This is a genomic window from Pseudomonas sp. PH1b, assembly GCF_000633395.1.
In the GTDB taxonomy this organism is placed as follows: domain Bacteria; phylum Pseudomonadota; class Gammaproteobacteria; order Pseudomonadales; family Pseudomonadaceae; genus Aquipseudomonas.
Window position 1 is genome coordinate 1 of sequence record NZ_AYMU01000063.1, and the last position, 26156, is coordinate 26156.

Consider the following 26156-nt stretch of genomic DNA (forward strand, 5'->3'; position numbering starts at 1 on the left):
GCCCAGGTGCAGGGCCTTGAGACCAGAGCCGCAGACCTTGTTCAGGGTCATGGCGGGCACGGCGTGGGGCAGGCCGGCCTTGATCGCGGCCTGGCGGGCGGGGTTCTGCCCGGCGCCGGCGGTGAGCACCTGGCCCATGATCACTTCGTCGACCTGGGCCGGGTCGATGCCGGTCTGGGCCAGCAGTTGGCGAATGACCGCGGCGCCCAGGTCAACGGCGGGAATGTTTGCCAGGGAGCCTTGGAAACTGCCCACGGCGGTGCGGGTGGCGGCAACGATGACGACGTCTTGCATGATGGGGCTCCTCAGGCGAACTGCATTTCAGGCACGTGGTCCGGCACGATCAGCTTGCCGGCGGTCTTGCTGACGATTTCCTCGACGCTGACCCCGGGGGCGCGTTCCTTGAGGATGAAGGCGCCGTTCTCGATCTCCAGGTAGGCCAGGTCGGTGAGCACGCGCTTGATGCACTGGGCGCCGGTCAGCGGCAGGCTGCAGCGGCTGAGCAATTTGGATTCGCCGTCTTTCGAGGCGTGGGTCATGGTGACGATGATGTTCTCGGCACCGGCCACCAGGTCCATGGCGCCGCCCATGCCCTTGACCAGCTTGCCGGGGATCATCCACGAGGCGATGTTGCCCTGCACGTCCACTTCGAAGGCACCGAGCACGGTGAGGTCGATGTGGCCGCCGCGGATCATCGCGAAGGATTCGGCAGAGGAGAAGATCGAAGCACCGATGCGCGCGGTGACCGTCTGCTTGCCGGCGTTGATCATGTCGGCGTCGACTTCGTCCTCGGTGGGGAAGGCGCCCATGCCCAGCAGGCCGTTTTCCGATTGCAGCATGACTTCCATGCCGTCGGGGATGTAGTTGGCCACCAGGGTCGGGATGCCGATGCCGAGGTTGACGTAGAAGCCGTCCTGCAGTTCGCGGGCGACGCGCTGAGCCATTTGTTCGCGGGTAAGAGCCATGTTTGTTGTCCTTTTAGTCGGGCTGGGGAAGGGCGATCACTTGCGCACGGTGCGCTGTTCGATGCGCTTCTCGAAGGTGCCGCAGATGACCCGGTCGACGTAGATGCCGGGGGTGTGGATCTGCGTCGGGTCCAGTTCGCCCGGCTCGACGATTTCTTCCACTTCGACCACGGTGATCTTGCCGGCGGTGGCCGCCAGGGGGTTGAAGTTCTGCGCGGTGTGGCGGTAGACCACGTTGCCGAAGTGATCGGCCTTCCAGCCTTTGACGATGGCGAAGTCGCCGGTGATGGATTCTTCCATCAGGTAGGTGCGGCCCTTGAATTCACGGGTTTCCTTGCCATCGGCCACCGGGGTGCCAACACCGGTGGCGGTGAAGAAGGCCGGGATCCCGGCGCCGCCGGCGCGCATTTTTTCCGCCAGGGTGCCTTGAGGGGTCAGGACCACTTCGATCTCGCCGCTGAGCAGCTGCTTTTCGAACAGGGCGTTTTCACCCACGTAGGAGGCGATCACCTTGCTGATCTGGCGGTCTTCCAGGAGCACGCCCAGGCCGAACCCGTCGACCCCGCAGTTGTTGGACACCACGGTCAGGTCACGGGTACCGCGGCGCTTGATCTCGGCGATCAGGTTCTCGGGGATACCGCACAGGCCGAAGCCGCCGGCGATCACGGTCATGCCATCTTGCAGACCTTCCAGGGCTTCCTCGTAGGACGCCACGCGCTTGTCGAAACCTGCCATTTGCACCTTCCTCTTTCTTGTTCGTTGGCGGCTGGCCAGCCGTTTGCGGGCCAGTGTTGCGCTGCGGGATTGATTTGTTAAGTTGATTTTTAAGGTTGATTGATTGGATAAACAGCATAATTAGCTCCAAGCTCCAAGCTCCAAGCTCCAAGCTCCAAGCTCCAAGCTCCAAACTTGCGGCTTGCGGCTTGCGGCTTGCGGCTTGCGGCTTGCAGCTTATAGCTTGCCGCTGCTCTCCCGAGGATGACAGATGACGGTTAAACAGATACGGGCATTTCTGGCGGTGGCCCACAGTTTGAGCTTTGCCCTGGCCTGCGAGCGGCTGCACCTGTCGCAGTCGGCCCTGAGCCTGACGATCAAGGCGCTGGAGGAAGGCCTTGGCGGGCGCCTGTTCACACGCAATACGCGCAACGTGGCGCTGACCCCGGAAGGCGAGGCCTTGCTGCCTCTGGCGCGGCGCCTGATTGCCGATTGGGACAACGCCGAGGACGAATTGCGCCAGCGTTTCACCCTGCAACGGGGCCGGGTGACCCTGGCGGCGATGCCGTCCTTTGCCGGTAACCTGCTGCCGCCGATCCTCAAGCATTTTCGCGCCCGCTACCCCCAGGTCAACGTCACGGTCAACGACGTGGTCAACGAGCAGGTGCTGGAAATGGTCCGTGACCGCGAGGTGGAGCTGGGGGTGGCGTTCGAGCCCCAGGACAGCACGTCCCTGGTGTTCACCCCGTTGTACATCGACCGCTTTGTCGCCGTGGTGCCCAAGGATTCGCCCCTGGCCCAGCGCAGCGAGATCGACTGGCAGGCGCTGTTGCAGGAGCCCTTCATCACCCTGCAGCGACCGTCCACGGTGCGGGTGATGCTCGAAGATCACCTGCGGGCCAGGGGCGTGCAATTGCCGGTGGAGTTTGAAAGCCATCAGCTGGCAACGGTGGGGCGCATGGTCGCCAGTGGCCTGGGGGTGAGCGCGGTGCCGGCGCTGTGTGCCCAGCAGATGCGCGAGCTGGGCGGGCACTGCCTGACCCTGGGCGAACCGGTGGTGGAGCGGGCCATCGGCGTGTTGACCAAGCCGGGGGAGGAGCTGTCCACCGCGGCCCAGGCGCTGTTCGATATCCTGCGTGAGGAAAACTTCGGCGAGCGCCTGGTGACCGGCTGATTCAGCGCAGCAGGCGTTCGGCCAGCCAAGGCAGTACCTGATCGCAGGGGGCATTGAGCTTGAGGTCCAGCAGTTCGTCGGCGCGGGTCTTGCCGAAGTTGATCGCCAGCAGCGGCTTGCCCTGTTCGGCCACGGCGCGGCACAGGCGAAACGCCGAATAGGCCATCAGCGATGAGCCCACCACCAGCAGGCCTGCGGCTTCGTGCACGGCACTCAGGGCCCGGGCAGCGGTGGCCGGAGCCACGTTCTCGCCGAAGAACACCACGTCGGGTTTCAAGCGCGAGCCGTTGCAGTAGGGGCAATGGGGCACTTGGAAGCGTTCCTCGAAGGCCGGGTCCAGCAGGGTGTCGCCGTCCGGTGCCGGCACCGCGTCGACGCCGGCCAGGTAAGGGTTGTGCGCTTGCAGTTGCTGCTGGATGGCGTCCCTCTGGCTGCGCTGGCCGCAGTCCAGGCACAAGACCCGCTGCAGGCTGCCGTGGAGTTCGATCACCTCCAGGCTGCCGGCTTCGTCGTGCAGGGCGTCGACATTCTGGGTGATCACCCCGGCGATCCGGCCGGCCGCCTGCAACTGTGCCAGGGCCTGGTGCGCGGCATTCGGCCGGGCCTGGCGGATGCGCGGCCAGCCGAGCATGGCCCGCGCCCAGTAGCGGCGACGGGCTTCGGGCTGGCCAAGGAACTCCTGGTACATCATCGGCTGGCGGCCACGGCGCACGCCCTCGTTGTCGCGGTAGTCGGGAATCCCCGAGGGGGTGCTGATGCCGGCTCCGGTGAGGACCATGAAGGGCTGACGACTCAGGGACTCGGCGAGTTGTTCGAGGGCGGTGGCAGGAAGGTCGATCATTGGGAACGGGTTTCCGGTGGCCAAGGGACGAGCATCAGAAATAGCCGCAAAGCCCCGGGCACGCCAGTGTTTTCGATGGTCTTGGCCGACTGCGCCGTTCACCGCCGTGGGCCAAATACCGACTTGGGGGACTTGCCATAGAACCGGGTAAAGGCCGCGCTGAAGTTGCCGGGATAGCCGTAGCCCACCCGATAGGCCACCTGGGCCACCTGGCAACCGCTTTGCAGCAGGCTGTGGGCCCGGGCCATACGCAGCTCCAGGAGCATGCGCTGGGGCGTGGTGTTGAAGTGCGCGCGCAAGCCCTGCTTGAGCTTGAACTCATTGAGGCCCACGGTCGCGCACAGGTAGGCCACGGTCAGGGGCTGGTGCATCTGCTCGAACATGAGGTCTCGCACCTGCTGCAACTTGTCGATGTCGTCGGCGCTCAAGCGGCAGTTTTCGGCAGTGGGTGCGGGGGCCAGAGCCTGCAGTTGCAGGGACAGCAGGCTCAGGGCATGGATATGTCGTTCAAGGTGCCCGGAATGGTCCTGGCTGGCCGGGCACAGCAAGGCATTGGCGTGGCCGCTGCTGGCCGCCGAGGTGGTTTGCCGGGCCAGTTGGCGCAAGGGGCCGTGGCCCAGCAGTTGCCGGGCCCGTTGTGCCCCGAGGTATTTTTCCAGCAGGCGTTCCCCCACCAGCAGGCGCAGTTGCGACACGGTGCTGGCCGCCTCGTAGCGGCGCTCGCCCTGGCTGGCCGGGAAGGTGGTGACGGTGGTTTGCCCGGCATCGAACGCCAGGGTCGAGCCATCGCTGGCGCAAAAACCGGAGCGGCCCTGCAGCGCCAGGGTGATGACCAGCAAGCGGCCCTCGTGGCAGCTATGGGCCTCTTCCACCAGGGGCCGGTTGGGACGGTAGCGCGAGCGCACCAGGGTCAGGTCCTGATCCAGGCACAGTGTCTCGAAATGGCATTCACCCAAGGCCTGCGGCAACTGCTGGCGGCACCAGCCGCCCGGCATCTGGCTGTGCTGGCGCGGCTGGCTGGCCGGCAGGTGGTAGGTCTGGGAAAGCTTGGAGGAAACGGCCATGTTCAGGCTCCTGGGCTTGGGTGTGCAGCGTTTCGCATGCTAATTGATCCGGATGGCATGCGAACGCACATGATAAGCGTTCTCGTATCTGAGTAGTCTGTTTCCCGAGCAAGAGTGATCACCGCCAACCGCTGGCGTGCACCTTGCCGGGGAGAAATCATGAATCAACACCCTTTCAACGGCAGTCGCGCCCGCAGCCTCTGGCTACGTACGGTGCTGGTCAGCGCCATGGCCCTGCCGATGCTGATCTTCTACGCCATCGGCACCTTGGGCCCGCTGCTGATCAGTGACCTGGCCATAGCCCCCCATTGGCTGGGCTGGCTGGTGATGAGCGCCTTTGGCCTGGCTGCGTTGCTGTCGCTGTGGGCCGGGCCACTGGTCAGGGCCCTGGGCAGCCGGCGGGCCCTGGCCTTGCTGTTCTGGGCGACCCTGGCAGGTTACGGGCTGTTGCTGACCCTGCCAGGGTTTGCCGGCCTGGTGCTGGCCCTGGCGGTGTGCGGCGTGGCCCAGGCGCTGGCCAACCCGGTGACCAACCTGTTGGTGCTGGAGTGCGTCGAGCCTGCAAACAAGCCGGCAGTGGTGGGCCTGAAGCAATCCGGAGTGCAACTGTCGGCATTGTTCTGCGGCCTGTTGCTGCCGACCCTGGCCGCCGGCCTGGGCTGGCGCGGCGCCCTGGCGATCTTGTTGGTGCCGGCCCTGGCCCTGGCTTTGTGGGGGCCGCGAGTGGCGCCCGTGGCCGCCCCGAGACAGCCCCTGAGCCTGGGGCTGGTCCGTCCGAACAGCCGCCTGATGCTGCTGTTGAGCGTGCAGCTGTGCGTGGGCCTGGTGCTTTCGTCCTTCGTGACCTTTCTTGGGGTGTTCGCCGCCCGCCAGGGCGTATCGAGCGCGGAAGCCGGGGCCATGGTGGCCGGGTTCGGCGCCATGGGCATCCTCGCCCGTACCCTGTTGACCCCCTTGGGCGCCCGGCTGCGGGAGGAAGGCTGGCTGCTGCTCGGCTTGCTGCTGCTGGCCTGCCTGGCCCTGGGGGTGACCGCCCAAGCCACGGCGCAGGCGCACTGGCCCTTGTGGTTCGGTGCCCTGGGCATGGGCCTGACTGCGGTCGCGACCAATGCCATCGCCATGAGCATGTTGCTGCGGGACCCGGCCTTCGGCAGCCCGGCGCCGGCCTCGGGCCTGCTGTCGGCGGGGTTCTTTGCCGGCTTCGCCTTGGGGCCGCTGTTGTTCGGCCTGGTGCAGCAGGCTCAGGGTGGCTTCGCCAATGCCTGGCTGTTGTCCATCGCGGTGTTGCTTTTGGGCTGCGTGTTCAGCCTGCTGCTGTGCAAGGTCCGGCGTGGTGCGGCGGTTGCCAGCGGCGAGCCGGCAGGCGGGGGTTGAGGGCAGGGGGGCTACCTGGGCCAGGCTGAAACCTGGGTTTCAGCCTGGCCCACCGGGATTAGCTGGAGTGTTCGCTGTCGGCGTCCTGGGACATTTCCCCGGCACTGTCGTCCTGGCCCGGCAACTCGGTGATCACGCTGAAATCGCTGACTTCCACTGCGCCCAGGCCGTAGCCCAGCAGGTGGAAGGAAAACGCCTTGCGGGTCTGCGGGTTGTCGAAGCTGAAGTCCATCTGCAGCGGCTGGTCGGGGGTTACCAGCATTTCCTCCGGCAGCCCGAGGGGCACATCCTGTTCCAGCTCCTTGCCCTTGAGCAGGATGTAGGCGTTCTGCTGCGGGTCGGCGGAGCGCACGGTGAAGCGCACCCGGGTCTGGGAGCCCTTGGGCATTTCCAGGTACTGGGCGCCGATCAGGTTGTCGGCCCAGTCGTCCTTGATCTGCGCCTGCAGAGGGATGATCGCCGGGCTGCCGAACTGGTAATGCTGGTTCAGCGGCGACTGCAGCAGGCTGCGGTCCAGGTTCGTGGCCCGGGCGCTGATCTGCCGCGCGCGCGCACCGCCGTACTGGCCCTGGAGGCTGGCACTGTCGGCGATGAAGCCAGGGCTGGCGTAGTAACGGCAGCGCTGCTGGAAGTCGCATTCGGTGAAGGTGCCCTGGCCGTCGTGGTAGCGCAGCTTGCCGTTGGTGTAGGACATGATTTCCCGGCCCTGGGCATAGTCGCGATACAGCGAGCGGCCGCTGAGGCTGGCGGGCACCGGCAGGCCGAAGTAGTCCAGCACCGAGGCACTGAGGTCGACGTGGCCGTAGGTCCCGCTCTTGAGATGGGGCAGTTGGGCCTGCTCGGGGGCGAGCATCAGGTTGAAGCCCCAGGACGAAGCCAGGCGCACGCCGTCGATACCGTGGGACTCGTCGGAGGTGATGATCACCAGGGTGTCCTTCAACACGCCCTTGCGCTCAAGGCCCTTGAGAAACTGGTCGATGGCATCGTCCAGGTAACCCACGGCCGCCTGTTTTGGCGTGTCATAGCGTTCCAGGTATTCCTCGGGGGCCGAGTAGGGCTGGTGGGTGCCCACGGTCAGCAGGGTCAGCATCCAGGGCTTTTTCTTCTGCTTGAGCTGGTCGACGTAAGTCAGCGCGCCCTCGAAGAATGCCTTGTCGTCCTTGCCCCAGGGGAATTCCAGGTAGTTGTCGTTCTTGAACCACTCCAGGCCGTGGGTCGAATCGAAACCGATGTGCGGCATGATCTTGTCTTTGGCCATGAAGCGCAGGCCGGCGCCCTGCAGGTAATGGGTGTTGAAGCCGAACTTGTGCATCTGCGCCGGCAGGCAGGCGGTGTTGCGCTGGCTCTGGGTGAGCATCTCCACACCCTTGGGGGTGCCGTTGTCGAGCTTGTCGTAGTCGCCGCAGAGCATGGCGTACAGGCCGCGAATGGTCTGGTGGCTGTGCAGGACGTAGTCCGGGGTGTTCATCCCGCGCTCGGCCCAGGCGCTGAGCTTGGGCATCAGGTCTTCCTGGTAGCGGCTGTTCAGGGCTTCGCGGTTGGTCCTGATATAGGCCCCGGGAATGCCTTCCAGGGTGATCAGCAGCACGTTGCGCGCCCGGCCTGCGCTTTGCAGCAGCGGCTGGCCTTCAAGGTCGAGGCGCGTCAGGCCGGCCATGGGGGGCGGTACATCGGCGACGTCGCCCGCCAGCCAGTCCTCCACCTGCATCTGCACCTGGCCGGTGGCGGTGGCCAGGGCCTGGTGGGGCAGGTTGAACAACTGCCACTGGTCGGCCTCGCTGGGCTTGAGGTACTGGACGGTGCCGTGGGTCAGCAGTAGCACCACGGGAAGGCTCCAGCTATGGCGCGGCAGGGCCGGGAGGTTCGCGGCGCGGCTGCTGCGCTGGACCACCAGCCACAGTACCAGGCCCAGCAGCAGGGCCAGGCCCAGTTCCGGATGGGCCAGCCCGCCCCCGGTGGAGTTGCCGACAAATTGCGGGTCCACCAGGTAGTGCAGGTCGGCGAGGTTGGGCATGCGGCCCACGGCGCTCACCAGCTCGGCACTGACCAGGGTCAGCAGGGCCCAGATCACCAGCACCGGCAGCGCCAGCCACCAGGGGCGGCGGTACAGCAGCACGGTCAACAGGCTGGCGCTGGCCAGGTCGGACAGATAACCCAGAGGGTCGGACCAGCCCAGGGCCAGGCGCGCACCCATGGGCACCAGCAACAGCAGGCCGAACAGGGTGAACAGAGGAGCAAGAGGGTGTTGTAGGCAACGACGGATCAACTTCACAAATAACCTGCCTGTCATTAAATCTTCACGCAAATGTGCGCGATGTTAACAAGAGCTGGCGCTAAGGCGTTTCTTATTCGTCAATCAAAGGCCTGCTCGGGGGCTTTGCGAACCGCCCCGAGAGGCCGTAAAAACCGTGCAAAGCCCCAGAGCATAAGGCTGACGGCGAGCAGCGGCAGGTTTCGCGTCGCGCGGATTTACTATTTCAGGTTGTTTAAAAAAACGCCTTGGGTGCCAATGCCGATCAATCAAGGACAGGTACTGATAGGTGTGGCGACGGAGCAATCTCCCTCGCCACGGGATATTTTTCGTTCCCGCCAGCGCTTAACTGATCGGCCGCCGCCGCGGATGCTTATCGCGACCACTTGATGATCAACCGGGCGAAAAATGCGCCGCTGACGATCACTGCGAACAGCCGCAGGGTCTGCATCGCCAGCACCAGGCCGACGTCTGAATGGGTGTCCACCGCAATGATCGCCATGGCGTCCAGGCCGCCGGGGCTGGTGGCCAGGTACACCGAGAGAAAGTCCTTGCCCATCCACAAGGCCAGCCCCCAGGCGGACAGGGCACAGAGAGCGATCAGCAGCAGGGCGCCGCCGATCATCGCCGGCAGGTGGCCGAACACATAGCTCAGGGTCGGGCGGTCGAAGCGCAGGCCGATATAGCCGCCGATGGCGCCATAGGCACAGGCCAGCAGCCAGGACGGCAGGCTGATCTGCAACAGGCCGCTGACCTGCAGCGCGCCGCCCAGCAGCAGCGGCACCAACAGCGCACCGGCAGGCACCCGCGAACCCAGCAGCACCCCGCAGATGATCGCCACGATGCTCAGGCCAACATTCAGCATGCTCATGCCGTGCAGGGCCATCTGGCTGGCGTGGGCTTCGCTGCCGCTGGCCGGAGCGCCGATCCAGTGGCTGACCAGGGCCCCGACCATCACCACGCACACCACCCGCACGTATTGCAGGGTGGCCACCACCCGCGAGTCGGCGCCGAACTCGTCGGCCATCGACACCATGGCCGAGGCCGCACCGGGCGCGGTGCCCCAGGCCGCGGTGCTGGCGGCAATCCCGCCGAAGCGCACCAGCACCAGGCCCACCAGGGCGCTGAGGCTGACGGTGAGCAGGGTGGCCACCAGCATCACGTGCCAGGACTGGAGCATGGCCGTCAGTACGCCGAGGGTCATGGAGTGGGCGGCGAGCATGCCCACCGAGCCCTGGCCCAGACGGAACGCCAGGCGTGGCACGCGGATGCTGGCACCGCACACGCCAAACAGGATCGTCGTGAGCATCGGCCCGAGAAACTGCCCGGCGGGAATTTCCAGGTACTTGAGCAACTGGCCGCTGATGCCGGCCAGCACTAGCCAGGCCGGCCATTGCAGCGCCTGGGGCCAGGTATTCAGGGATAGACGAAGCGATGGCGCCACAAGACGACTCTCCAAGGCGCTGGCCACTCCTGTTGCGGGAGCGGTAAAACCTGCGCCGAAGCAAATTATTGATAGCGCGATTGATCAAGTCCAGTTTCTAATTGTGATCAATTCATAACTATTGTTGATCGATCATGGACCTGCGCGACCTGACCTATTTCGACACCATCGCCGAGCTTGGCCACCTGGGCCGGGCGGCGCAGAAGCTCAACCGCAGCCAGCCGGCGCTGACCAAGAGCATCCAGCGCCTGGAGGAGTCCTTCGGCACCAAGCTGTTCGAACGTGAAGGCCGGGGCATCAAGCTCACCGCCGTGGGTGAGTTGCTGCAGCGGCGCAGCCGGCAATTGCAGCAGAACATCGCCGAGACCCACCGCGAGGTGCGGGATTTCGCCAGCGGCGTCCTGGGCAATATCCGCCTGGGCTGCGCCGCGAGCATGGCCGAGCACCTGCTGCCGCAGATGACCGCGACCCTGCTGGAGCGCGCCCCGGACATCACCTTGAACCTGGTGATCGGCCAGGACGACCTGTTGCGCGAATCCCTGCGTTCCGGGCGCCTGGACATGGTCATCTGCCCGATGTTCGAGGGCGACCCGCACCTGAGCCACCACGCCCTGTTCGAAGACCGGGCGGTGGTGGTGGCCAGCCGCGACCACCCGATATTCGCCACGCCCATGGGCCTGCGCGACCTGTGCGCCTACCGCTGGGTACTGCCGGGCACCCGGGTGTCGGCACGGCGCTGGATCGACAACGTGTTCCAGAGCCACGAACTGCCGCTGCCCTCGGTGCAGATCGAGACCAACAGCATTTCCCTGCTGCCGCGGCTGATCGCCAAGACCGGGCTGTTGAGCTTCCTGGCCCGGGAAACCCTGGACGACTTCAAGGGCATCGCCCACCTGCGGGAAGTGCCCCTGGCGCAAACCTGCATGCGCCGCAGCATCGTGGTGCTGGTGCGCGCCGAGGGCTACCTGTCGCCGGCGGCCGAGGTCCTGCTGGATCTGCTCAAGAGCGATGGACGGCAATTCTTCACCGCCGCTGATGCCCTGTGAGCCAAGGCATCGGCCAAGGCGATGGGCTGCTCGCCATTCGTTGCCTCGGCAAACCGGCTCTGGCAGATCAGGGCGGTTCGTGGCGCCGGGCATCCATTCCGGCGGGCGTCAGTGGGTATCGATCTCGGCCTGCAATTGGCCACCGACAATGAACACCTCTCGCCACTGCGCTCCGTCGCGGATCACGAACAAGGCATCCATGCCGCGTTCCCGGGCCAGCCGTGGCCCTTCGACTTCACCCAGTACCAGCAGCGCGGTGGCCCAGGCGTCGGCCAGCATGCAACTGCTGGCCACCACGCTGACCGACGCCAGGTGGTTGTCCAGGGGCGCGCCGGTGGCCGGGTCCAGGGTATGGGCGTAGGACTGCCCGGCGATCTCCACCCGTTGCCGGTAGTCGCCGGAGGTGGCGATGGCCGCATTCTCCAGGGTCATCATGCCCATGACCTGGCGTTCGCCTTGCAGGGGCTTTTCCACCGCCACGGTCCAGGGCTGGCCGTTGGGCTTTCTGCCCCGGGCGCGCATTTCGCCGTCGATGCCTACCAGATAGGCGCGGATGCCCGCAGCGTCCAGGGCGCGGGCCAGTTCATCGACGCCAAAGCCCTTGGCAATGCCGTTGAGGTCCAGGCGCACTTTGCCGCGCTTGCGCAAGCGATGGCGCCGGGGCTCCAGCACCAGGGCTTTACCGGCCGGGAAGCGAGGTTGCCGGCGCAGTTCACGTAAGGCCGGCAGCTCCAGGGGCCGTAGTGCAGGGCCAAAACCCCAGCCCTGGACCAGATCACCCACGGCGATCTCGAAAGCGCCGCGTGATTGCTCGCTGACCCGCAGCGCCGTGGTGATGACCTTCATCAGCTCCCGGGGCACGCTGATCCAGCGATGCCGGGGCGCGGCGTTGAGACGGTTGAGATCGGACTGGGGTCTCCAGCCCGACATCTGTTGCTCGACCTGCGCCACGGTCTGGGCCAGGCGCTCGGCGATGTCCCCGGCGTCCAGGCCCGGGGCGGCGTAGAAGAGCGCGCTGTAGCGGCTGCCCATGGTCGGGCCGTTGAGGCTGTAGCGCTGCAGGCCAATGGTTTCAGTAGACATCTTCACGGTAACGTCCTTGGGCCTTGAGGGTCAGTACGCTGAGGTTGAGGGGCGCCAGCACTTCGTCCAGGGCCTGGATCACACCCCTGGCCATGTCGCGGCTGCCGCAGACCAGCACCTGGGCGCCTTTTTCCACCAGGCGGCGTACCGCCAGGGCGTCGGCCAGCAGCCGGTCCTGCACGTAGCCGGGTTCCTGGACTTGGGAAAAGGCCGCGCGCAGTGCGGTCAGGCGCTGGTCGGCCAGGTAGCCCTTGAGTTCCGGTTCGTAGAGAAAATCCGAGGCCGGGTGACGTCCGCCCCAGTACAGGTGCATGGGCTGGCGGGCGCGGTTGCCGCGGATGAACCCCGCCAGGGGCGCGATTCCGGTGCCGGCGCCGATCAGGATCACCGGTTGCTGGCCCTGGGGTGGGCGAAATTGCGGGTTGGGCTGGATGAAACCCCGAATCAGTGCGCCCTCTGGCAGCGCATGGAGCATGCCCGAGCACAGGCCGCCGGGGTGCTTGCGCACGCAGATCTCCAGCACCCCGTCGCTGCTGCAACTGGCCAGGGAGTAGAAGCGCGGCTGGGCGGTGCCGGGGGGCAGGATGCCCACCAGATCGCCGGCCTGGAATGAAGGCTGGCGCTGGCCGCGGCTGTCGGCAGCCTTGAAGCGCAGGATCCGCGTCGGCGCCTGGACCTGATCGCCGTAGGCCACGGATTCCACCAGTTGCCACTCATGGCTGGGCCGGGCACGGGCCTGATGCTGCAGGTCGAGGGGCAAGTCCAGGGCTCGTCCCAGGGCCTGGCCCCAGCGCTGGAACTCCTGGGGCGACTGGCGATGAATGTTTTCCGGGGGCAGCAGGCGCTGGGCGTCGCTGGCGTCCAGGGCGTTCTGCACCTGGTCGGCAAAGCCGCAAAAGCGCGGGAACTGGCGGTCGCCAAAGCCCAGCACGGCACACTGCAGGGTGGGCGCCGGCGGGTGTTGTCGCAGGCGGTCGAGGAAGCTGCTGGCCGAGGCTGGGGCATCGCCGTCGCCGTGGGTCGCCGTGAGGATCAACAGCTGGCGGGCCTTGGGGTAGTCGCTGAACTGGTTCATCGGCGCGCTGTGGACCTGGCGCCCGGCGGCTACCAGCGCCTGGTGCAGGGTCCGGGCAAAACCCCAGGTGCTGTTGCTTTCGCTGCCCACCAGGATCACGCAGTCGGCGCTGTGGGCGGGGCTGTTGTCGTCGAGCGTGGCGGCGTTGCGAGGTCGGCGCCACCACAGCCACAGGCCGGTGATGCTCATCAGCGGCACCCCCAGGGCGCACACGCCCAGCAGCAGGCCCAGCCACCACAAGCCTTCTCCGGTGTGCAGTTGATAGATGAAGCTCCAGACCCGCTGCGCATCGGTGTAGGGCTGGAAGGCCAGCAGGCTGCCGCTGGCCGGGTCGACCTGACCTTCGCCGCTGTGGGTGCGCAGGCTGTAGAGGTCCCCGGGGGTGCCCGGGTCGGGGTAGACCAGTTCCTCAAGATCGTTCAGGTCCAGGGCCTGGAGCGCCACCAGGCGGGCCACCGGCAGGGCCGGCCCGGCGCTGACCTGGATCGGGAAGGGCGGCTCGCTGCGGTCGCCCTCGGCAATCAGGCCGAGGGTGGCAGCCGACAGGTACAGCCCGCTCAAGGCCGACAGCAGCAGGCCGAGGAGCGTCAGGCGCCCGACCTCGGCGTGCCAGCGCTGGCTGAAACTGCCGCGCAACGGCCGCAGCAGCTTGGCCCAGCCACCGGCCCGGCGGGCCAGCAGCGCGGCGCCGGACACCGACAGCAGTAGCATCGCCAGGGCGCCCAGGGCCGACACCAGATGGCCAGGGGTGTCGAGAAACAGCGAGCGGTGCAGCTCCTTGATCCAGCGGGCCAAGGCCGAGGGTGTGTAGGGCCCGAGCACGGCGCCGGTGCGCGGATCGACGCTGCTGGCCAGGGCCTGGCCGTCCTGGTTGTGGTAGACGATCAGCGTGCCCGAGGGGGTGCGGCGCAATTGTTCAATCCCGCTCAGTTGGCCGGCCAGGCGCCCGGCCAGTTGCGCCACCGTGACTTCGCCTGCTGCCGGTGGCGGCGTGCGCAGGCGCTCCAGGGTCGGGTTCAGCGCCAGGGTCGCGCCGCTGATGGCCAGCAACATCACCAGCAGGGCGGCGAGCAATCCGGGAATCGAGTGCAACGAACGCAACATGATCGGGCCTCCTGGCAGGGGTTACAGGTCGTAGCGCAGGGACTGCACATAGGTGCCGCCGCTGGCCGGCTGGCCCGCGCCCTGGAGCGTCAGCGGCAGGATCACGTCGGCGCGGATGTCGCGCTGGTCCTCCACGGCGCTGTCGATGCGGATCTGATAGCCGGCGTCGATCAGGCTGTCCGCCAGTTCGGCGCTGACGGTCAGGCTCTCGCCGCTGCCGACGCTGGCTCCGGTGACGCCGTCGTACTGCGCGCTGCTCATGCCGCCGCCACGGGCCCAGCCCGGCAGGTGCTTGTAGTACTTGGCCTTCTTGCCGGCGACCCACAAGGTCTTCTGGTAGGCGCCGTTGGCATCGGTGAGGTAGATCGCCAGGTAGGCGCCGCTGCCGCTGTAGGGCTTGAGATGGGTGGTCAGGGTGACTTCACGGGCCTGGGCCAGGGCAGGCAGGGCCAGGGCAGTGGCGAGGCAACCGGCGACGACAAGCTTGTGCATGAGGTGGTCCTTTTCGATGAATGTGGCTGCAGCCTGGACCGCCTAGCTGACAGCAACCTGAAGGGCGTTGAAAAAACTTCACGGCCAGGCGCTGTCCCTTGAATGGGCTTTTGCTGATCTGTCTCCCGTCGCCAGGACCTGGCTCTGGTTACCCTGCCCAGGCCGCTGGTGCTTCAGGCTCCCGTCAGGTTCAGCGGTTAAGGTGCAGCAGCACACAGGTCAGAGGAGAGCGTCGATGCGGGTGTTATTGGTGGAGGATGCGGCAGGGCTGGGGGACGCGGTGCGCGAGCAGATTGCCGACGATGGCCACGCCGTGGATTGGGTGCAGCGCCTGGAACAGGCCCGGGCCAGTGTCGCCAGCACGCCCTACGACCTGATCCTGCTGGACCTGATGCTGCCCGACGGCCGTGGTCTGGAGTTCCTGCGCCAGCGCCGCTGCGCCGGGGATGCGACGCCGGTGATCATCCTCACCGCCCAGGACCAGATATCCGAACGCATCGCCGGGCTCAACGCCGGCGCCGACGACTACCTGGTCAAGCCCTTCGACCTGTTCGAGCTGTCGGCGCGGGTCGCCGCCGTGGCCCGACGCTACAGCGGCAACCCCAACCCGCAGATCCGCCTCGGAGAGCTGCACGTGGACCTGAGCGCCCGCACCGTGCAGCGCGGCGGCAGCAGCATCGACCTGACCGCCCGCGAGTGGGCGGTGTTCGAGGCCTTTGTCCAGCGCCCCAACGCCTTGCTCTCCAAGCCCCAGCTGGAGGAGCGGCTGTATGCGTTCGGCGCGGAAATCGAGAGCAACACCATCGAGGTCTACGTCAGCCGCCTGCGCAAGAAGCTGGGCCGCGAACTGATTGAAACCGTGCGCGGCATGGGCTACCGGCTGATGCCGGCATGAAGCGTCCCATCAGCTTGCACAAACGCCTGAGCCTGGGCCTGACGCTGGGCATGACCCTGCTCTGGCTGGGAGCCACCGCCGGCACCTGGCTGGTGGTCCAGCACGAGCTGGACGAAACCTTCGACAGCGCCCTGGAAGCCACCGCCCAGCGCATCCTGCCCCTGGCCGCGCTGGAGATCGGCAACCGCCGCGGGCCGCGGCGGGCACGGCACGTGGCAACCCTGAAGATGGACAGCGAATACCTGACCTACGTGGTGCGCGACGCCGAAGGACGGATCCTGATGCGCTCCCACGACGCCAAGCTGAAAATCTTCAGCCACCGGCCGAGCCCGGGCTTTACCACCACCGGCCAATACCGCCTGTACAGCGCCAGCGCCGAGTACGGCTCGATCGTCATCGAGATCGCCGAACCCCTGGCCCATCGCCGCGAAGCCTCGCGGGAGGCGTTGCTCGCCATGCTGCTGCCCTTGCTCGGGCTGATTCCCATCAGCCTGCTGGGCACCTGGCTGTTCGTGCGCATCAGCCTGCGCAGCGTGCTGGCCTATCGTCGGGCGGTGGAATCCCGCGGGGTGGGCGATCTGTCACCGATCAAGGTGGCGCACCTGCCGGCGGAAATCGATCCCTTGGCCGAGGCGGTCAATCATCTGCTGGAGCGCCTGCGCAAGGCCCTGGAGTCCGAGCGCAGCTTCACCGCCAACAGCGCCCATGAACTACGCACCCCGCTGGCGGCGACCCTGGCGCAGATCCAGCGCCTGCGCCAGGAAGCCCCGCAGGGGCCGTTGCAGGTTCGGGCGACGAAGATCGAGGACGGCCTGCGGGAGCTGGTCCGGCTTTCGGAAAAGCTCATGCAACTGGCCAAGGCCGAGGGTGGCGGGCTGCTGTCGCAAACCCCCGAGGATCTGATTCCGCTGCTGGCCCATGGCGTAGAGGAATGGCAGCGCGGCGCTGCCTCGCGCCTGCGCTTGCAACTGCCGGAGGCGGCCCGGGTTTGCACCGCCATCGACCCGGACGCCTTTGGCATCCTGCTGCGCAACCTGATCGAGAACGCCTTGAAGTACGGTGATCCGGCGCAGGCGGTGGACATCAGCCTGAGCGCCGACGGTTGTTTGCGGGTGGTCAATGGCGGGCCACCGGTGCCTTTGGCCGTACTGCAGCGCCTGACCGAGCGTTTCGTGCGTGGCAACAGCGAGACCAGCGGCTCCGGCCTGGGGCTGGCGATTGTCCAGAGCATCGTCCATGGAGTGGGTGGCCAGATGCACTTGGTCTCGCCAGCCGCTGGGCGCGACGATGGCTTCGAAGTGCGCGTGCACTTTCCCCAATAGATGCCAACTGCGCATCGCAGATGCTGGCTTGCCAGCGAGGTGTCCGCACGGGCGATGCAAGACTCAAGGGCCTCTTCGCCGGCAAGCCGGCTCCTACGGGGATCTGCACGGTCTATCTGCCTGCTGTAGGAGCTGGCTTGCCAGCGAAGGCGCTCGCCCAGGCGATGCCGGGCTCGCGGGCCTATTCGCCGGCCAGCTGACCAGCCGACCAGCCCGCTCCTGCAGGGGCGGGGTTCATTCGCCGCGGATGTACTGCTCCAGCTGGCGGATCAGGTCGGCCTGTTCGGCAATGGCTTCCTTGACCAGGTCGCCGATGGACAGCAAGCCCAGCAACTGGCCGTTCTCCACCACCGGCAGGTGGCGCAGGTGGCTGTCGGTCATGATGCTCATGCAGGTCTCCACGCTCTGGTGGGAGTCCACGGTGATCACCGGCGAGCTCATGATGGCGCTGACCGGGGTGCCCACCGACGACCGCCCGTGGAGCACCAGCTTGCGCGCGTAGTCGCGCTCGCTGATAACCCCGACCACCACGCCATTGTCCAGGACCGGCAGGGCGCCGACGTTTTTCTCGGCCATCACCATCAGCGCCTCCAGGACCATCTGGTGCGGGGCGATGGTGTGCACTTGCTGGTTGTGCTTGGCCTTGAGTTTCAGCAGTTCTGCGACGCTCTTCATGGGGCGCTCCGGTTGTTCTGCGTGGGGCGGCGATGCACCGCCCTGAGGGTTTCTAAAGAATCGTAGAGACTCGAGCAACCGGCAAGGCTGAAAACGGCAGATAAACGGCGAAAAACGTCAGCCAGGGGATTTTTTTCATCACGGCCCCCCATAAGCAAGCCGTCAGTGTCAGTTGAAGCGCTGCAAGGAAAAACTCCCCAGGTCGATTTCGCTGTGGCCATCCACCTGCTGCTGGGCCAGGGCTTCGCCAATCGCTGCCGAATGCTTGAAGCCATGGCCGGAACAGGCGCTGACCACGGTGACGTTGGCCAGGCGCGGGTGGCGGTCGATGATGAAGCCCGAGTCCGGGGTCACGGTGTAGGCGCAGACGCTGGCCTTCACCAGCTCCGGCGCCAGCCCGGCCATATGTGGCGCCACCAGGCCACGGAACAGGTGCCGGGCATCGGCGGCACTGGGTTGCCGGTCGAGGCTGTCCGGCTGGCTGCTGGTGCTGTACTGCTCGGTGGCGATTTTCACGCTGCCTTCCCCGGCAATCGGCGGGAAGCCGTAGCAGGTGTCCAGGTCGTCGGCGCTGTGCAGGATGAAACTCGGCGAACGGGCCGGGTAGTGGTGCGGCTCATCGAGGCGGAACCAGTACAACTGCTGGCGACAGACCTGCAGCAGGGCGTCGAAGGGCGCCCCCAGCAGCTGCGCCGACCACATGCCGGCGCTGACGATGACTCGCCGGGCGCTGATCGGCGAACCGGCGCTGATGATCTCCACCCCCTCGGCACCGGACTTGAGCTCCAGCACCGTCTGGCCGGTGATCAGGGTGGCCCCCAGTTGCCGGGCCCGGGTCAGTTGCGCGTCGATGCAGCGTTCCGGGCGGACAAAACCGCCACCGGGTTCGAAATAGCCTCGGGCGCTGTCGTCCAGCGGCGCGAACTGCGGGAAGCGCCGGCGGATCTCGGCGGCGTCCAGCACCTGGTGCTCGATGCCATAGCGCCGGGCCAGCTCGATGCTGTTGTCGGTGAAGTCCCGGGCATCGGCCGGGCGCTGCGGGTCGGTGCTGGCGGTCATCACCAGCACCCCGCACTGCTCGAACAACTGCACATCCAGCTCGGCCTCCAGCTCGCGCCAGATCTGCTGCGAACGGATCGCCAGGGGTACATAAGCCGCGCCTTCACCCACCGCCTGGCGGGTGATGCGGGTGTCGCCATGGCTGGAGCCCTGGTCATGGGGCGGGGCGAAGCGGTCGATGCCCGCCACCTTCACGCCGCGCTTGGCCAGTTGATAGAGGGTGGCGGCGCCCATGGCGCCCAGGCCCACGACGACAACATCGAAATCGGGTGTGTGCACGGCAAGATCCTTGGAAAGGGAGGCTCAGCGGTGATTGATGGTGGCCAGGGTCATGGGCGCGATGATCCGGTGGAACGGCGCCACCGGCAGCATGTACAGGCGCCCCAGGCGGTTGTGCGGGTGGACCACGGTGGACAGCACCACCGGGCGCTTGCCCTCGGCGGTCAGTGGCTGGAGGTTGAGCGACAGGTGCACGTCCAGGTGCTTGTCGCGGTCCACCACCAGCACCTCGTCGGGGCGCTGGGAAACCAGGGTGAAGATGCCGACCCGGTCGCCGGGCTGGTAGTCCTCGTCGGCCCGGGCCAGGTCGATGCGGGTCAGGCGGCCCAGGTCCTTGAGGCCGAACAGCTGCACCACGCGGTTGCGCAGGCCCATCATGCGGTCGATCCAGGCCGGGGTCTGGCTCATCAGGCACAGCAGGTGGCGCATGGCACTGCGCTCGGGGTCCTCGGCCAGGGTGCGGCGGCAGTCGATGAAGGTCGCCCCCGGGGCCAGGGCGGCGATGCTGGAGTCATGGGGCAACGGGCAAGGCTGAACGGTGGATTTCATCGGTACTGCTCCCTGAAGACAGGCCGCGCCGGCAGGCTTTCGCGGCCGTGCGGGTGATGGTCCTGATGATCGACGACGGCGGATTATGACCCAGGGCGCGGCGCGGCAGAGGGTTTTTTCGTCCCAGGCGGCGCTTCAGTTCTGCGGCGCTGGCGGGCGCATTTCCAGCCAGCCGATGCTCTGCTTGCCGTAGCCGGTGCTGTCCAGCAGGTGCCGGGCATCGAACCATTGCTGGCCTTCCTGGCTCTGCCATTGTTCGCCCCAGCTGTTAAGCACTTTGAGCCCTTCCTGGCACTGGCCCTGGGGTGTGCACAGGCGGGCATGACCATAGGCCACCAGGCTGTGCTGGTACTGCGCCGGGCATTGTTTCTGCCTGGCGTTGCGGTACAGGCAGACGTTGGCGATGATCACCGGGTTGCCGGCATCGAGCGCCTGGGTCAGAGCCTGATACAGGCCGGCGAAGTGCTGCTGCCGGGCGTTCTCCGGCAGGGCGCGGATCTGCATCTTGTCCTTGAATTCGAAGAACGCCCGGCGGCTGGCGCGCCGGCATTCGGGGGGAATGATGATCGCCGCGAAGAAACCGCCGAAGTGCGGTTGGCCCAGGGCCCGGCCGATACCCCCGGCATCCCGGGTGGTGGCATAGATCGCCTTGAGCTGCGCCACCTGGGCATCGCTGGCGCTGCAGTCGGTGCAAGGAGCCTTGAGCCGGTGCTGCTGATAGAAATCGTCCAGTGCGTTGAGCACCGCGCGTTGGGCCTTGATGTCTTCAGCGGTGATGGCGCCGCTGGGCACGAAGCGGTCCTTGAACAGTTTCTCTTCGGAAAAGCACGCCTGGGACACCGCGTGCCCCACCATCAGCGCGGCGGTTTCCAGGGTGTAGAGCGGGTCGCCGCCCTCGTCGATGTCCTCGTAGGAGCCGACGCTGTCCACATCCCCGGTGGGCTTGCGGCCGTAGCGCGCCATGTCCAGGGGCGCCGCCAGCTGGTTCTTGTCGATCCGCGTGCAATCCTCCTTCGCCGCCTGGCACTGGTAGTAGTTGAACACCGCCGCGGCGCTGTGGCTGAAGCACAGGCCCAGGCCCTGCTGGGAGGTGGCCGGGGGCAGGTTGCCGATGATGTGCTGGCTGCCCGGGGTCGGCTGGGCAGCAGCCGGCAGGGGCACCAGGGCCAGTACCGGTGGTGCGGCCCTGGCGTATAGCGGGAACAAGGCCGTAGTCAGCAAAAACGCGCGCAAGCTTGCATGCATATCGAGGGACCGGTTCGGGGTGGTTGAGCGGGGCAGGAACGGGCTTGCTGAATCTAGCCAAAGCCATGGCAACTTGCCATGTGGCGCTTGCCGCGAACGACGGCCGCCGACAAAAAAGGCGCCCGAAGGCGCCAAGGATTCACCCCAACCGAGGGAGCCGGGTGAAGCCGTTCGCAGGAGTGTCGCGGTGGTAAGACGCGACATGAACGGAAGAGGGGGAGGGCGCCTGCCATGAAGGCGGGCGCCGGGGTGTCATTTGCCCAGCTTGATCCGGGTCCAGCCGCGGTTCATCACCCGCTGGATGGCAATCGGCTGATCGGGCACCGCGTACAGGGTAGCCAGCACGTCCTGGGGCGGGTAGGACGCCGGGTCGTTGCGGATCGCCTCGTCCACCAGCGGCGTGGCTGCCGCGTTGGCGTTGCTGTAGCCCAGGCTGTTGGTGACCTCGGCAATGATGTCCGCGCGCATCAGGAAGTTCATGAACAGGTAGGCGTTGTCGACGTTGGTGGCGTCCTTGGGAATCGCCATCATGTCGTAGAAGCTGCCGGCACCTTCCTTGGGAATGCTGAAGGCGACTTTCTCCTTGTTGCCGGCCTCTTCGGCGCGGGAGCGGGCCTGCAGCACGTCGCCGGAGTAGCCGACGGCCACGCAGATGTTGCCGTTGGCCAGGTCCGAGATGTACTTGGAGGAATGGAAGTAGGTCACCGAAGGGCGGATCTTCATGAACAGCTCCTGGGCTTCGAGGATCTGCGCCTTGTCCTTGCTGGTTACCGGGTAGCCCAGGTAGTGCAGGGCGGCCGGCAGCATTTCGGTCGGCGAGTCGAGGAAGCTGATGCCGCAGGCCTTGAGCTTCTCGGCGTTCTCCGGCTTGAACAGCAGGTCCCAGGAGTTGGTCGGTGCGTCCGCGCCCAAGACGGCCTTGACCTTGTCCGGGTTGTAGCCAATGCCGATCGAGCCCCACATATAAGGGAAGGCGTGGGCGTTGTCGGGGTCGCTGGCGGAGGCGTTCTTCAGCAGAACCGGGTTGAGGTTCTTCCAGTTCGGCAGCTTGGACTTGTCCAGCTCCTGGTAGACCCCGGCCTTGATCTGCTTGGCCAGAAAGCTGTTGGACGGCACCACGATGTCGTAGCCGGACTTGCCGGTGAGCAGGCGCGCTTCCAGGGTTTCGTTGCTGTCGAAGACGTCGTAGGTGACGTGGATACCGGTCTCGGCCTCGAATTTCTTCAGGGTGTCCGGGGCGATGTAGTCCGACCAGTTGTAGACGCGCAGCACCTTGTCGTTGGCTTGAGCGCCGGTCACCAGTGCGCCCATCAAGGACAGTGAGAGCAGAGTCCTGCCAAGCATTTTCATCACTACAACTCCATTTCTTATTGTGCAGATTGCTGCGTGTGCAACTCGAGGGTTCGGGGTGAGCCTTTTTCGCCAGCAAGCTGGCTCCTACAGGTTTGGGTTATCCGTAGGAGCCAGCTTGCTGGCGAAGAGGCGGTTAGGCCGTCGCAGGTGTTCGTACCTCGGGTTTTTTCGCTGCCGGTGGCTGCCAGGATTCGTTGGCGGTGAACTCCATGGCTTCCTGGATCGCCCGCTTGCGGGCGGCTTCGGCGCGGCGGCCAAAGTACCAGACCAGGAAGGTTACCAGGGACACCGCCAGCAGAATCAGGCTGGCCACGGCGTTGATCTCCGGCTTGACCCCCAGGCGCACCGCCGAGAACACTTCCATCGGCAAGGTGGTGGAACCCGGGCCGGAGACGAAGCTGGCCAGTACCAGGTCATCCAGGGACAGGGCGAAGGACATCATGCCGCCGGCTGCCAGGGATGGCGCGATCATCGGGATGGTGATCAGGAAGAACACCTTGAACGGTCGCGCCCCCAGGTCCATGGCCGCTTCTTCGATGGACAGGTCCAGCTCCCGCAGGCGCGCGGAGACTACCACGGCTACGTAGGCAGCGCAGAATGTGGTGTGGGCGATCCAGATGGTGACGATGCCGCGCTCCATGGGCCAGCCGATCAACTGCGCCATGGCCACGAACAGCAGCAGCAAGGACAGGCCGGTGATCACTTCCGGCATCACCAGCGGTGCGGTGACCAGGCCGCCGAACAGGGTGCGGCCCTTGAAACGGGTGACCCGGGTCAGCACGAAGGCCGCCAGGGTGCCCAGGGCCACCGCGGCAATGGCGGTGTAGCAGGCGATTTCCAGGGAACGCATCACCGAGCCCATCAGTTGCTGGTTGTCCAGCAGGCCGACGTACCACTTGATCGACCAGCCGCCCCACACCGTCACCAGTTTGGAGGCGTTGAACGAGTAGATCACCAGGATCAGCATCGGCAGGTAGATGAACAGCAGGCCCAGCACCAGCATCAGTTTGGAAAATTCGAAACGCTTCATGCCCGTGCCTCCATCTCTTTGGCCTGGCTGCGGTTGAACAACAAGATCGGAATGATCAGGATCGCCAGCATCACCACCGCCAGGGCCGAGGCCACCGGCCAGTCACGGTTGTTGAAGAATTCCTGCCACAGCACGCGGCCGATCATCAGGGTTTCCGGGCCGCCCAAGAGTTCCGGAATCACGAACTCGCCCACCACCGGGATGAACACCAGCATGCAGCCGGCGATGATGCCGTTCTTGGCCAGGGGCACGGTGATCTTCCAGAAGTTGTTGAAGTTGCTCGAACCCAGGTCCGAGGCCGCTTCCAGCAGGCTCTGGTCGTGCTTGACCAGGTTGGCGTACAGCGGCAGGACCATGAACGGCAGGTAGGCGTAGACCACGCCTATATAGACGGCAGTGTTGGTGTTGAGGATTTCGATCGGCTGCGAGATCAGCCCGGTCCACAGCAGGAATGCATTGAGCAGGCCGTTGTTGCTGAGGATGCCCATCCAGGCGTAGACGCGGATCAGGATCGCGGTCCAGGTCGGCATCATGATCAGCAGCAATAGCACGTTTTGCGCGTCCTTGCCGGTCTTGGAGATGGCGTAGGCCATGGGGAACCCCACCGCCAGGCACATCAGGGTGCTGAGCAGCGCCACTTTCAACGAGCCCAGGTAGGCCGAGAGGTACAGCTCGTCACCGGCCAGCATGGCGTAGTTGCCGAGGTTCAGCAGCAGCTGGAATTTCTGCTCGGCGTAGCTGTAGATCTCGGTGTAGGGCGGGATCGCCAGGGCCGCTTCCGAGAAGCTGATCTTCATCACCAGGAAGAACGGCAGCATGAAGAACAGGAACAGCCAGAGGAACGGAATGCCGATCACCAGCTTGCGGCCGCTGGGCAGCACACGGGTCAAACGCTGATTGAGAGTCATGGCCGAGGTCCTCATGCGCGCAGTACCACGCCGCTGTCGTCTTCCCACCAGACGTAGACTTCGTCATCCCAGGTTGGCCGCGCGCCACGGCGCTCGGCGTTTGCCATGAACGACTGGACGATCTTGCCGCCAGGCAGCTCGACGTAGAACACCGAGTGGCCGCCCAGGTAGGCGATGTCGTGCACCTTGCCCTTGGACCAGTTGTAGCGCGCCTCGGGCTTGAGGGTGGTGACCAGCATCTTTTCCGGGCGAATGGCGTAGGTCACCGACTTGTCCTGCACCGAGGTGCTGACGCCGTGGCCGACGTAGATCTTCTGCTCCAGGTCCGGGCTGTGGATGATCGCGTAGCCTTCCAGGTCTTCGGTGACGGTGCCGTCGAAGGCATTGACGTTGCCGATGAACTCGCACACCAGGCGGCTCACAGGGGCTTCGTAGATGTCCACCGGGCTGCCGGTCTGGGCGATCCAGCCCAGGTGCATGATGGCGATGCGCTGGGCCATGGTCATGGCTTCTTCCTGGTCGTGGGTCACCATCACGCAGGTCACCCCGACCCGCTCGATGATCTCCACCAGCTCCAGTTGCATCTGCGAGCGCAGCTTCTTGTCCAGGGCGCCCATGGGTTCGTCCAGCAAGAGCAGTTTCGGGCGCTTGGCCAGGGAGCGGGCCAGGGCCACGCGCTGGCGCTGGCCGCCGGAGAGCTGGTGCGGCTTGCGCTTGGCGTACTGGGTCATGTGCACCAGGCGCAGCATTTCTTCTACCCGGGCATCTATCTCGCTGGCCGGCAGGCGATCCTGCTTGAGGCCAAAGGCAATGTTCTGGGCCACCGTCATGTGGGGAAACAGGGCGTAGGACTGGAACATCATGTTGATCGGCCGCTCATAGGGCGGCATGTCGGTGATGTCCACGCCATCCAGCAGGATGCGGCCTTCGGTGGGCCGTTCGAAGCCGGCGAGCATGCGCAGCAGGGTGGACTTGCCGGAACCGGAGCCGCCCAGCAGGGCGAAGATCTCGCCCTGGTGGATCTCCAGGGACACATCGTCCACGGCCACGGTTTCATCGAACTTCTTGGTCACGCGATCGATCTTCACCAGGACCTTTTGCGGGCTCGGGTTGCCTTCGAGGGCCTTCCGGTAAGTGCTGGAGGCGTTTGCCATGTGAAACTCCCAACAGGTGTCAGCAGCCTGGCCAATTCGGCCGGGCTTAAAGGTTGATTGCCAACCCGCCGGGGCGGGTTGATTCGGCGCTGCCTCCCTGGCGGCCTGACGCTATTTGTTGTTGTGGTCTTGCCGTGTGTTGCTCACGCCGAACGTCGGGCGCGCACAGGCGCGCTCGCCGCGGGGCAGGGCGTGATGAATCGTCTGGGGTGCTGGCTGGCCGGGGCCGGTGGTTCAGCGCCGTTGCGCGGCCCGTTGCCGGCAGGCGTCGCCAAAGGCCTGGAAGATCCGCAGGTAGGCCGGGTTCGACAGCACCTGCCATTCCGGGTGCCATTGCACGCCGAAGGCAAAGGCCTGGCTGTGTTCCACCGACAGCGCCTCGATCAAGCCGTCCGGCGCCACGGCCTCGACCCGCAGGCCCGGGGCCAGGCGGTCGACGCCCTGGCTGTGGATCGAGTTGACCTGGATCTCGCCGGCCAGGCCCATGGCTTCGAACACTCCGCCGGGCTGGATCGCCACCGGGTGCGCCGGGGCGTATTGCACCTCGATGCGTGGGTCGTCGGCTTCGCGGTGGTCCATGTAGCCCGGCAGTTCATGCACCTTCTGGTGCAGGCTGCCGCCGAAGGCCACGTTCATTTCCTGGAAGCCGCGGCAGATGCCGAGCACCGGCACGCCGGCGGCAATCGCCGCGCGCAGCAGGGGCAGAGTGGTGGCATCGCGCTGCGGGTCATGGGCGGTGCCCGGCTCGCTGGGAGTGCCTTGGTAATGGAAGGGTTCGACATTGGACGGCGAGCCGGTAAACAGCAGCCCATCCACTTGCCGCAGCAGATCGTCGATATCGATCAGATCCGCCAGGGAAGGAATGATCAGGGGCAGGCCCTCGGCCGCGACGCTGACAGCACGCAAGTACTTGTCGCCGCTGACGTGGTAGGGGTGCAGGCCGATCTCTTTGACGCACGCAGTAACGCCGATCAATGGCTTGAATGCCATTTTTATCACCTCGAAATTCACGCTGGAACGAGTTTTTCCAGAGCTTATCCTCGTTGATTTTAATTAACAA

Annotated in this window: 23 protein-coding genes and 1 pseudogene; 5 read left to right on the top strand and 19 right to left on the bottom strand. The window is 65.9% G+C overall.

The annotated features are described in order from the left end of the window. The 3 genes and pseudogenes from U873_RS0133755 to U873_RS0133765 all read right to left on the bottom strand — a co-directional run. Positions 1 to 294 (bottom strand): annotated as a pseudogene (locus U873_RS0133755) (acetyl-CoA C-acetyltransferase); the annotation flags it as partial. 11 nt (positions 295 to 305) lie between these two features. After that, positions 306 to 965: a CoA transferase subunit B gene (locus U873_RS0133760; RefSeq protein ID WP_011060620.1), complete on the bottom strand. Its 660-nt coding sequence runs from the start codon at positions 963 to 965 to the stop codon at positions 306 to 308. A 36-nt stretch (positions 966 to 1001) separates the two neighbouring features. Continuing rightward, the gene (locus tag U873_RS0133765; protein WP_011060621.1) at positions 1002 to 1700 is read right to left on the bottom strand and encodes a CoA transferase subunit A; all 699 of its coding nucleotides are present in this window, start codon (positions 1698 to 1700) and stop codon (positions 1002 to 1004) included. A gap of 250 nt (positions 1701 to 1950) precedes the next feature. On the opposite strand from U873_RS0133765, the gene U873_RS0133770 reads away from it, so the two are divergent. After that, positions 1951 to 2853, top strand: coding sequence for a LysR family transcriptional regulator (locus tag U873_RS0133770; RefSeq protein WP_025132437.1), 903 nt, complete (start codon positions 1951 to 1953; stop codon positions 2851 to 2853). Between the two features lies 1 nt (position 2854). Here the strand turns inward: U873_RS0133770 and U873_RS0133775 are convergent, their stop codons facing one another. Both U873_RS0133775 and U873_RS0133780 read right to left on the bottom strand, forming a co-directional pair. Further along, positions 2855 to 3694 (bottom strand): NAD-dependent protein deacetylase, encoded by an 840-nt coding sequence (locus U873_RS0133775; RefSeq protein WP_025132438.1) that lies wholly within the window; start codon positions 3692 to 3694, stop codon positions 2855 to 2857. 98 nt (positions 3695 to 3792) lie between these two features. Further along, positions 3793 to 4758 carry a helix-turn-helix transcriptional regulator gene (locus tag U873_RS0133780; protein ID WP_025132439.1) on the bottom strand — a complete coding sequence of 322 codons (966 nt, stop codon included), beginning with the start codon at positions 4756 to 4758 and terminating at the stop codon, positions 3793 to 3795. Positions 4759 to 4917: 159 nt separating this feature from the next. Here U873_RS0133780 and U873_RS0133785 point away from each other — a divergent pair, with 159 nt between their 5' ends. Next, entirely contained in the window at positions 4918 to 6132 is a 1215-nt protein-coding gene (locus U873_RS0133785; RefSeq protein WP_025132440.1) for a CynX/NimT family MFS transporter, read from the top strand. Positions 6133 to 6190: 58 nt separating this feature from the next. Here the strand turns inward: U873_RS0133785 and U873_RS0133790 are convergent, their stop codons facing one another. Both U873_RS0133790 and U873_RS0133795 read right to left on the bottom strand, forming a co-directional pair. After that, positions 6191 to 8422, bottom strand: coding sequence for an LTA synthase family protein (locus U873_RS0133790; RefSeq protein ID WP_051586129.1), 2232 nt, complete (start codon positions 8420 to 8422; stop codon positions 6191 to 6193). 334 nt (positions 8423 to 8756) lie between these two features. Further along, positions 8757 to 9827: an AbrB family transcriptional regulator gene (locus tag U873_RS0133795; RefSeq protein WP_025132442.1), complete on the bottom strand. Its 1071-nt coding sequence runs from the start codon at positions 9825 to 9827 to the stop codon at positions 8757 to 8759. 134 nt (positions 9828 to 9961) lie between these two features. Between U873_RS0133795 and U873_RS0133800 the strand changes: the two genes are divergently transcribed. Continuing rightward, positions 9962 to 10873 carry a LysR family transcriptional regulator gene (locus U873_RS0133800; protein WP_025132443.1) on the top strand — a complete coding sequence of 304 codons (912 nt, stop codon included), beginning with the start codon at positions 9962 to 9964 and terminating at the stop codon, positions 10871 to 10873. A gap of 108 nt (positions 10874 to 10981) precedes the next feature. Here the strand turns inward: U873_RS0133800 and U873_RS0133805 are convergent, their stop codons facing one another. From U873_RS0133805 to U873_RS0133815, 3 genes are read right to left on the bottom strand one after another with little or no spacing between them, the layout of a single operon-like run. Then, entirely contained in the window at positions 10982 to 11956 is a 975-nt protein-coding gene (locus U873_RS0133805) for an FAD:protein FMN transferase (RefSeq protein WP_029978883.1), read from the bottom strand. Further along, a complete protein-coding gene (locus U873_RS0133810) occupies positions 11946 to 14135 on the bottom strand; it encodes a PepSY domain-containing protein (RefSeq protein WP_025132445.1) in 2190 nt (729 codons plus the stop codon). Before U873_RS0133810 ends, U873_RS0133805 begins: the two co-directional genes overlap by 11 nt. Before the next feature lie 21 nt (positions 14136 to 14156). Continuing rightward, positions 14157 to 14627: a DUF2271 domain-containing protein gene (locus U873_RS0133815; RefSeq protein WP_025132446.1), complete on the bottom strand. Its 471-nt coding sequence runs from the start codon at positions 14625 to 14627 to the stop codon at positions 14157 to 14159. 235 nt (positions 14628 to 14862) lie between these two features. Between U873_RS0133815 and U873_RS0133820 the strand changes: the two genes are divergently transcribed. Together U873_RS0133820 and U873_RS0133825 are read left to right on the top strand one after the other, a co-directional pair. Further along, on the top strand, positions 14863 to 15522 hold the full coding sequence (locus tag U873_RS0133820; protein ID WP_025132447.1) for a response regulator transcription factor: 660 nt from the start codon (positions 14863 to 14865) through the stop codon (positions 15520 to 15522). Further along, positions 15519 to 16844 (top strand): ATP-binding protein, encoded by a 1326-nt coding sequence (locus U873_RS0133825; RefSeq protein ID WP_025132448.1) that lies wholly within the window; start codon positions 15519 to 15521, stop codon positions 16842 to 16844. The genes U873_RS0133820 and U873_RS0133825 overlap by 4 nt, the downstream gene beginning before the upstream one ends. A gap of 234 nt (positions 16845 to 17078) precedes the next feature. On the opposite strand, the gene U873_RS0133830 is transcribed toward U873_RS0133825, so the two are convergent. From U873_RS0133830 to U873_RS0133870, 9 genes are all read right to left on the bottom strand, one after another. Then, the gene (locus U873_RS0133830; protein WP_025132449.1) at positions 17079 to 17519 is read right to left on the bottom strand and encodes a CBS domain-containing protein; all 441 of its coding nucleotides are present in this window, start codon (positions 17517 to 17519) and stop codon (positions 17079 to 17081) included. A gap of 168 nt (positions 17520 to 17687) precedes the next feature. Beyond that, on the bottom strand, positions 17688 to 18857 hold the full coding sequence (gene solA / locus U873_RS0133835; protein WP_025132450.1) for an N-methyl-L-tryptophan oxidase: 1170 nt from the start codon (positions 18855 to 18857) through the stop codon (positions 17688 to 17690). A gap of 24 nt (positions 18858 to 18881) precedes the next feature. Further along, positions 18882 to 19406: a DUF2867 domain-containing protein gene (locus tag U873_RS0133840; protein ID WP_025132451.1), complete on the bottom strand. Its 525-nt coding sequence runs from the start codon at positions 19404 to 19406 to the stop codon at positions 18882 to 18884. Positions 19407 to 19541: 135 nt separating this feature from the next. Next, positions 19542 to 20639: a hypothetical protein gene (locus U873_RS0133845; RefSeq protein WP_256245405.1), complete on the bottom strand. Its 1098-nt coding sequence runs from the start codon at positions 20637 to 20639 to the stop codon at positions 19542 to 19544. 264 nt (positions 20640 to 20903) lie between these two features. Further along, positions 20904 to 22001 carry a polyamine ABC transporter substrate-binding protein gene (locus tag U873_RS0133850; RefSeq protein WP_025132453.1) on the bottom strand — a complete coding sequence of 366 codons (1098 nt, stop codon included), beginning with the start codon at positions 21999 to 22001 and terminating at the stop codon, positions 20904 to 20906. A 136-nt stretch (positions 22002 to 22137) separates the two neighbouring features. After that, positions 22138 to 23034: an ABC transporter permease subunit gene (locus tag U873_RS0133855; protein ID WP_025132454.1), complete on the bottom strand. Its 897-nt coding sequence runs from the start codon at positions 23032 to 23034 to the stop codon at positions 22138 to 22140. Beyond that, the gene (locus tag U873_RS0133860; protein ID WP_177330344.1) at positions 23031 to 23912 is read right to left on the bottom strand and encodes an ABC transporter permease subunit; all 882 of its coding nucleotides are present in this window, start codon (positions 23910 to 23912) and stop codon (positions 23031 to 23033) included. Before U873_RS0133860 ends, U873_RS0133855 begins: the two co-directional genes overlap by 4 nt. A gap of 41 nt (positions 23913 to 23953) precedes the next feature. After that, complete coding sequence (potA, locus tag U873_RS0133865; RefSeq protein ID WP_025132456.1) at positions 23954 to 25096, bottom strand: polyamine ABC transporter ATP-binding protein; 1143 nt, start codon at positions 25094 to 25096, stop codon at positions 23954 to 23956. Positions 25097 to 25330: 234 nt separating this feature from the next. Further along, positions 25331 to 26086 carry a gamma-glutamyl-gamma-aminobutyrate hydrolase family protein gene (locus tag U873_RS0133870; protein ID WP_025132457.1) on the bottom strand — a complete coding sequence of 252 codons (756 nt, stop codon included), beginning with the start codon at positions 26084 to 26086 and terminating at the stop codon, positions 25331 to 25333. Positions 26087 to 26156: the final 70 nt, after the last annotated feature.

What these genes read in the sequence shown, in the direction of transcription:
- U873_RS0133760 (WP_011060620.1), bottom strand. Translation starts at nt 965, where the DNA reads ATGGCTCTTACCCGCGAACAAATGGCTCAGCGCGTCGCCCGCGAACTG.
- U873_RS0133765 (WP_011060621.1), bottom strand. Translation starts at nt 1,700, where the DNA reads ATGGCAGGTTTCGACAAGCGCGTGGCGTCCTACGAGGAAGCCCTGGAA.
- U873_RS0133770 (WP_025132437.1), top strand. Translation starts at nt 1,951, where the DNA reads ATGACGGTTAAACAGATACGGGCATTTCTGGCGGTGGCCCACAGTTTG.
- U873_RS0133775 (WP_025132438.1), bottom strand. Translation starts at nt 3,694, where the DNA reads ATGATCGACCTTCCTGCCACCGCCCTCGAACAACTCGCCGAGTCCCTG.
- U873_RS0133780 (WP_025132439.1), bottom strand. Translation starts at nt 4,758, where the DNA reads ATGGCCGTTTCCTCCAAGCTTTCCCAGACCTACCACCTGCCGGCCAGC.
- U873_RS0133785 (WP_025132440.1), top strand. Translation starts at nt 4,918, where the DNA reads ATGAATCAACACCCTTTCAACGGCAGTCGCGCCCGCAGCCTCTGGCTA.
- U873_RS0133790 (WP_051586129.1), bottom strand. Translation starts at nt 8,422, where the DNA reads ATGACAGGCAGGTTATTTGTGAAGTTGATCCGTCGTTGCCTACAACAC.
- U873_RS0133800 (WP_025132443.1), top strand. Translation starts at nt 9,962, where the DNA reads ATGGACCTGCGCGACCTGACCTATTTCGACACCATCGCCGAGCTTGGC.
- U873_RS0133805 (WP_029978883.1), bottom strand. Translation starts at nt 11,956, where the DNA reads ATGTCTACTGAAACCATTGGCCTGCAGCGCTACAGCCTCAACGGCCCG.
- U873_RS0133810 (WP_025132445.1), bottom strand. Translation starts at nt 14,135, where the DNA reads ATGTTGCGTTCGTTGCACTCGATTCCCGGATTGCTCGCCGCCCTGCTG.
- U873_RS0133815 (WP_025132446.1), bottom strand. Translation starts at nt 14,627, where the DNA reads ATGCACAAGCTTGTCGTCGCCGGTTGCCTCGCCACTGCCCTGGCCCTG.
- U873_RS0133820 (WP_025132447.1), top strand. Translation starts at nt 14,863, where the DNA reads ATGCGGGTGTTATTGGTGGAGGATGCGGCAGGGCTGGGGGACGCGGTG.
- U873_RS0133825 (WP_025132448.1), top strand. Translation starts at nt 15,519, where the DNA reads ATGAAGCGTCCCATCAGCTTGCACAAACGCCTGAGCCTGGGCCTGACG.
- U873_RS0133830 (WP_025132449.1), bottom strand. Translation starts at nt 17,519, where the DNA reads ATGAAGAGCGTCGCAGAACTGCTGAAACTCAAGGCCAAGCACAACCAG.
- U873_RS0133840 (WP_025132451.1), bottom strand. Translation starts at nt 19,406, where the DNA reads ATGAAATCCACCGTTCAGCCTTGCCCGTTGCCCCATGACTCCAGCATC.
- U873_RS0133850 (WP_025132453.1), bottom strand. Translation starts at nt 22,001, where the DNA reads ATGAAAATGCTTGGCAGGACTCTGCTCTCACTGTCCTTGATGGGCGCA.
- U873_RS0133855 (WP_025132454.1), bottom strand. Translation starts at nt 23,034, where the DNA reads ATGAAGCGTTTCGAATTTTCCAAACTGATGCTGGTGCTGGGCCTGCTG.
- potA (WP_025132456.1), bottom strand. Translation starts at nt 25,096, where the DNA reads ATGGCAAACGCCTCCAGCACTTACCGGAAGGCCCTCGAAGGCAACCCG.
- U873_RS0133870 (WP_025132457.1), bottom strand. Translation starts at nt 26,086, where the DNA reads ATGGCATTCAAGCCATTGATCGGCGTTACTGCGTGCGTCAAAGAGATC.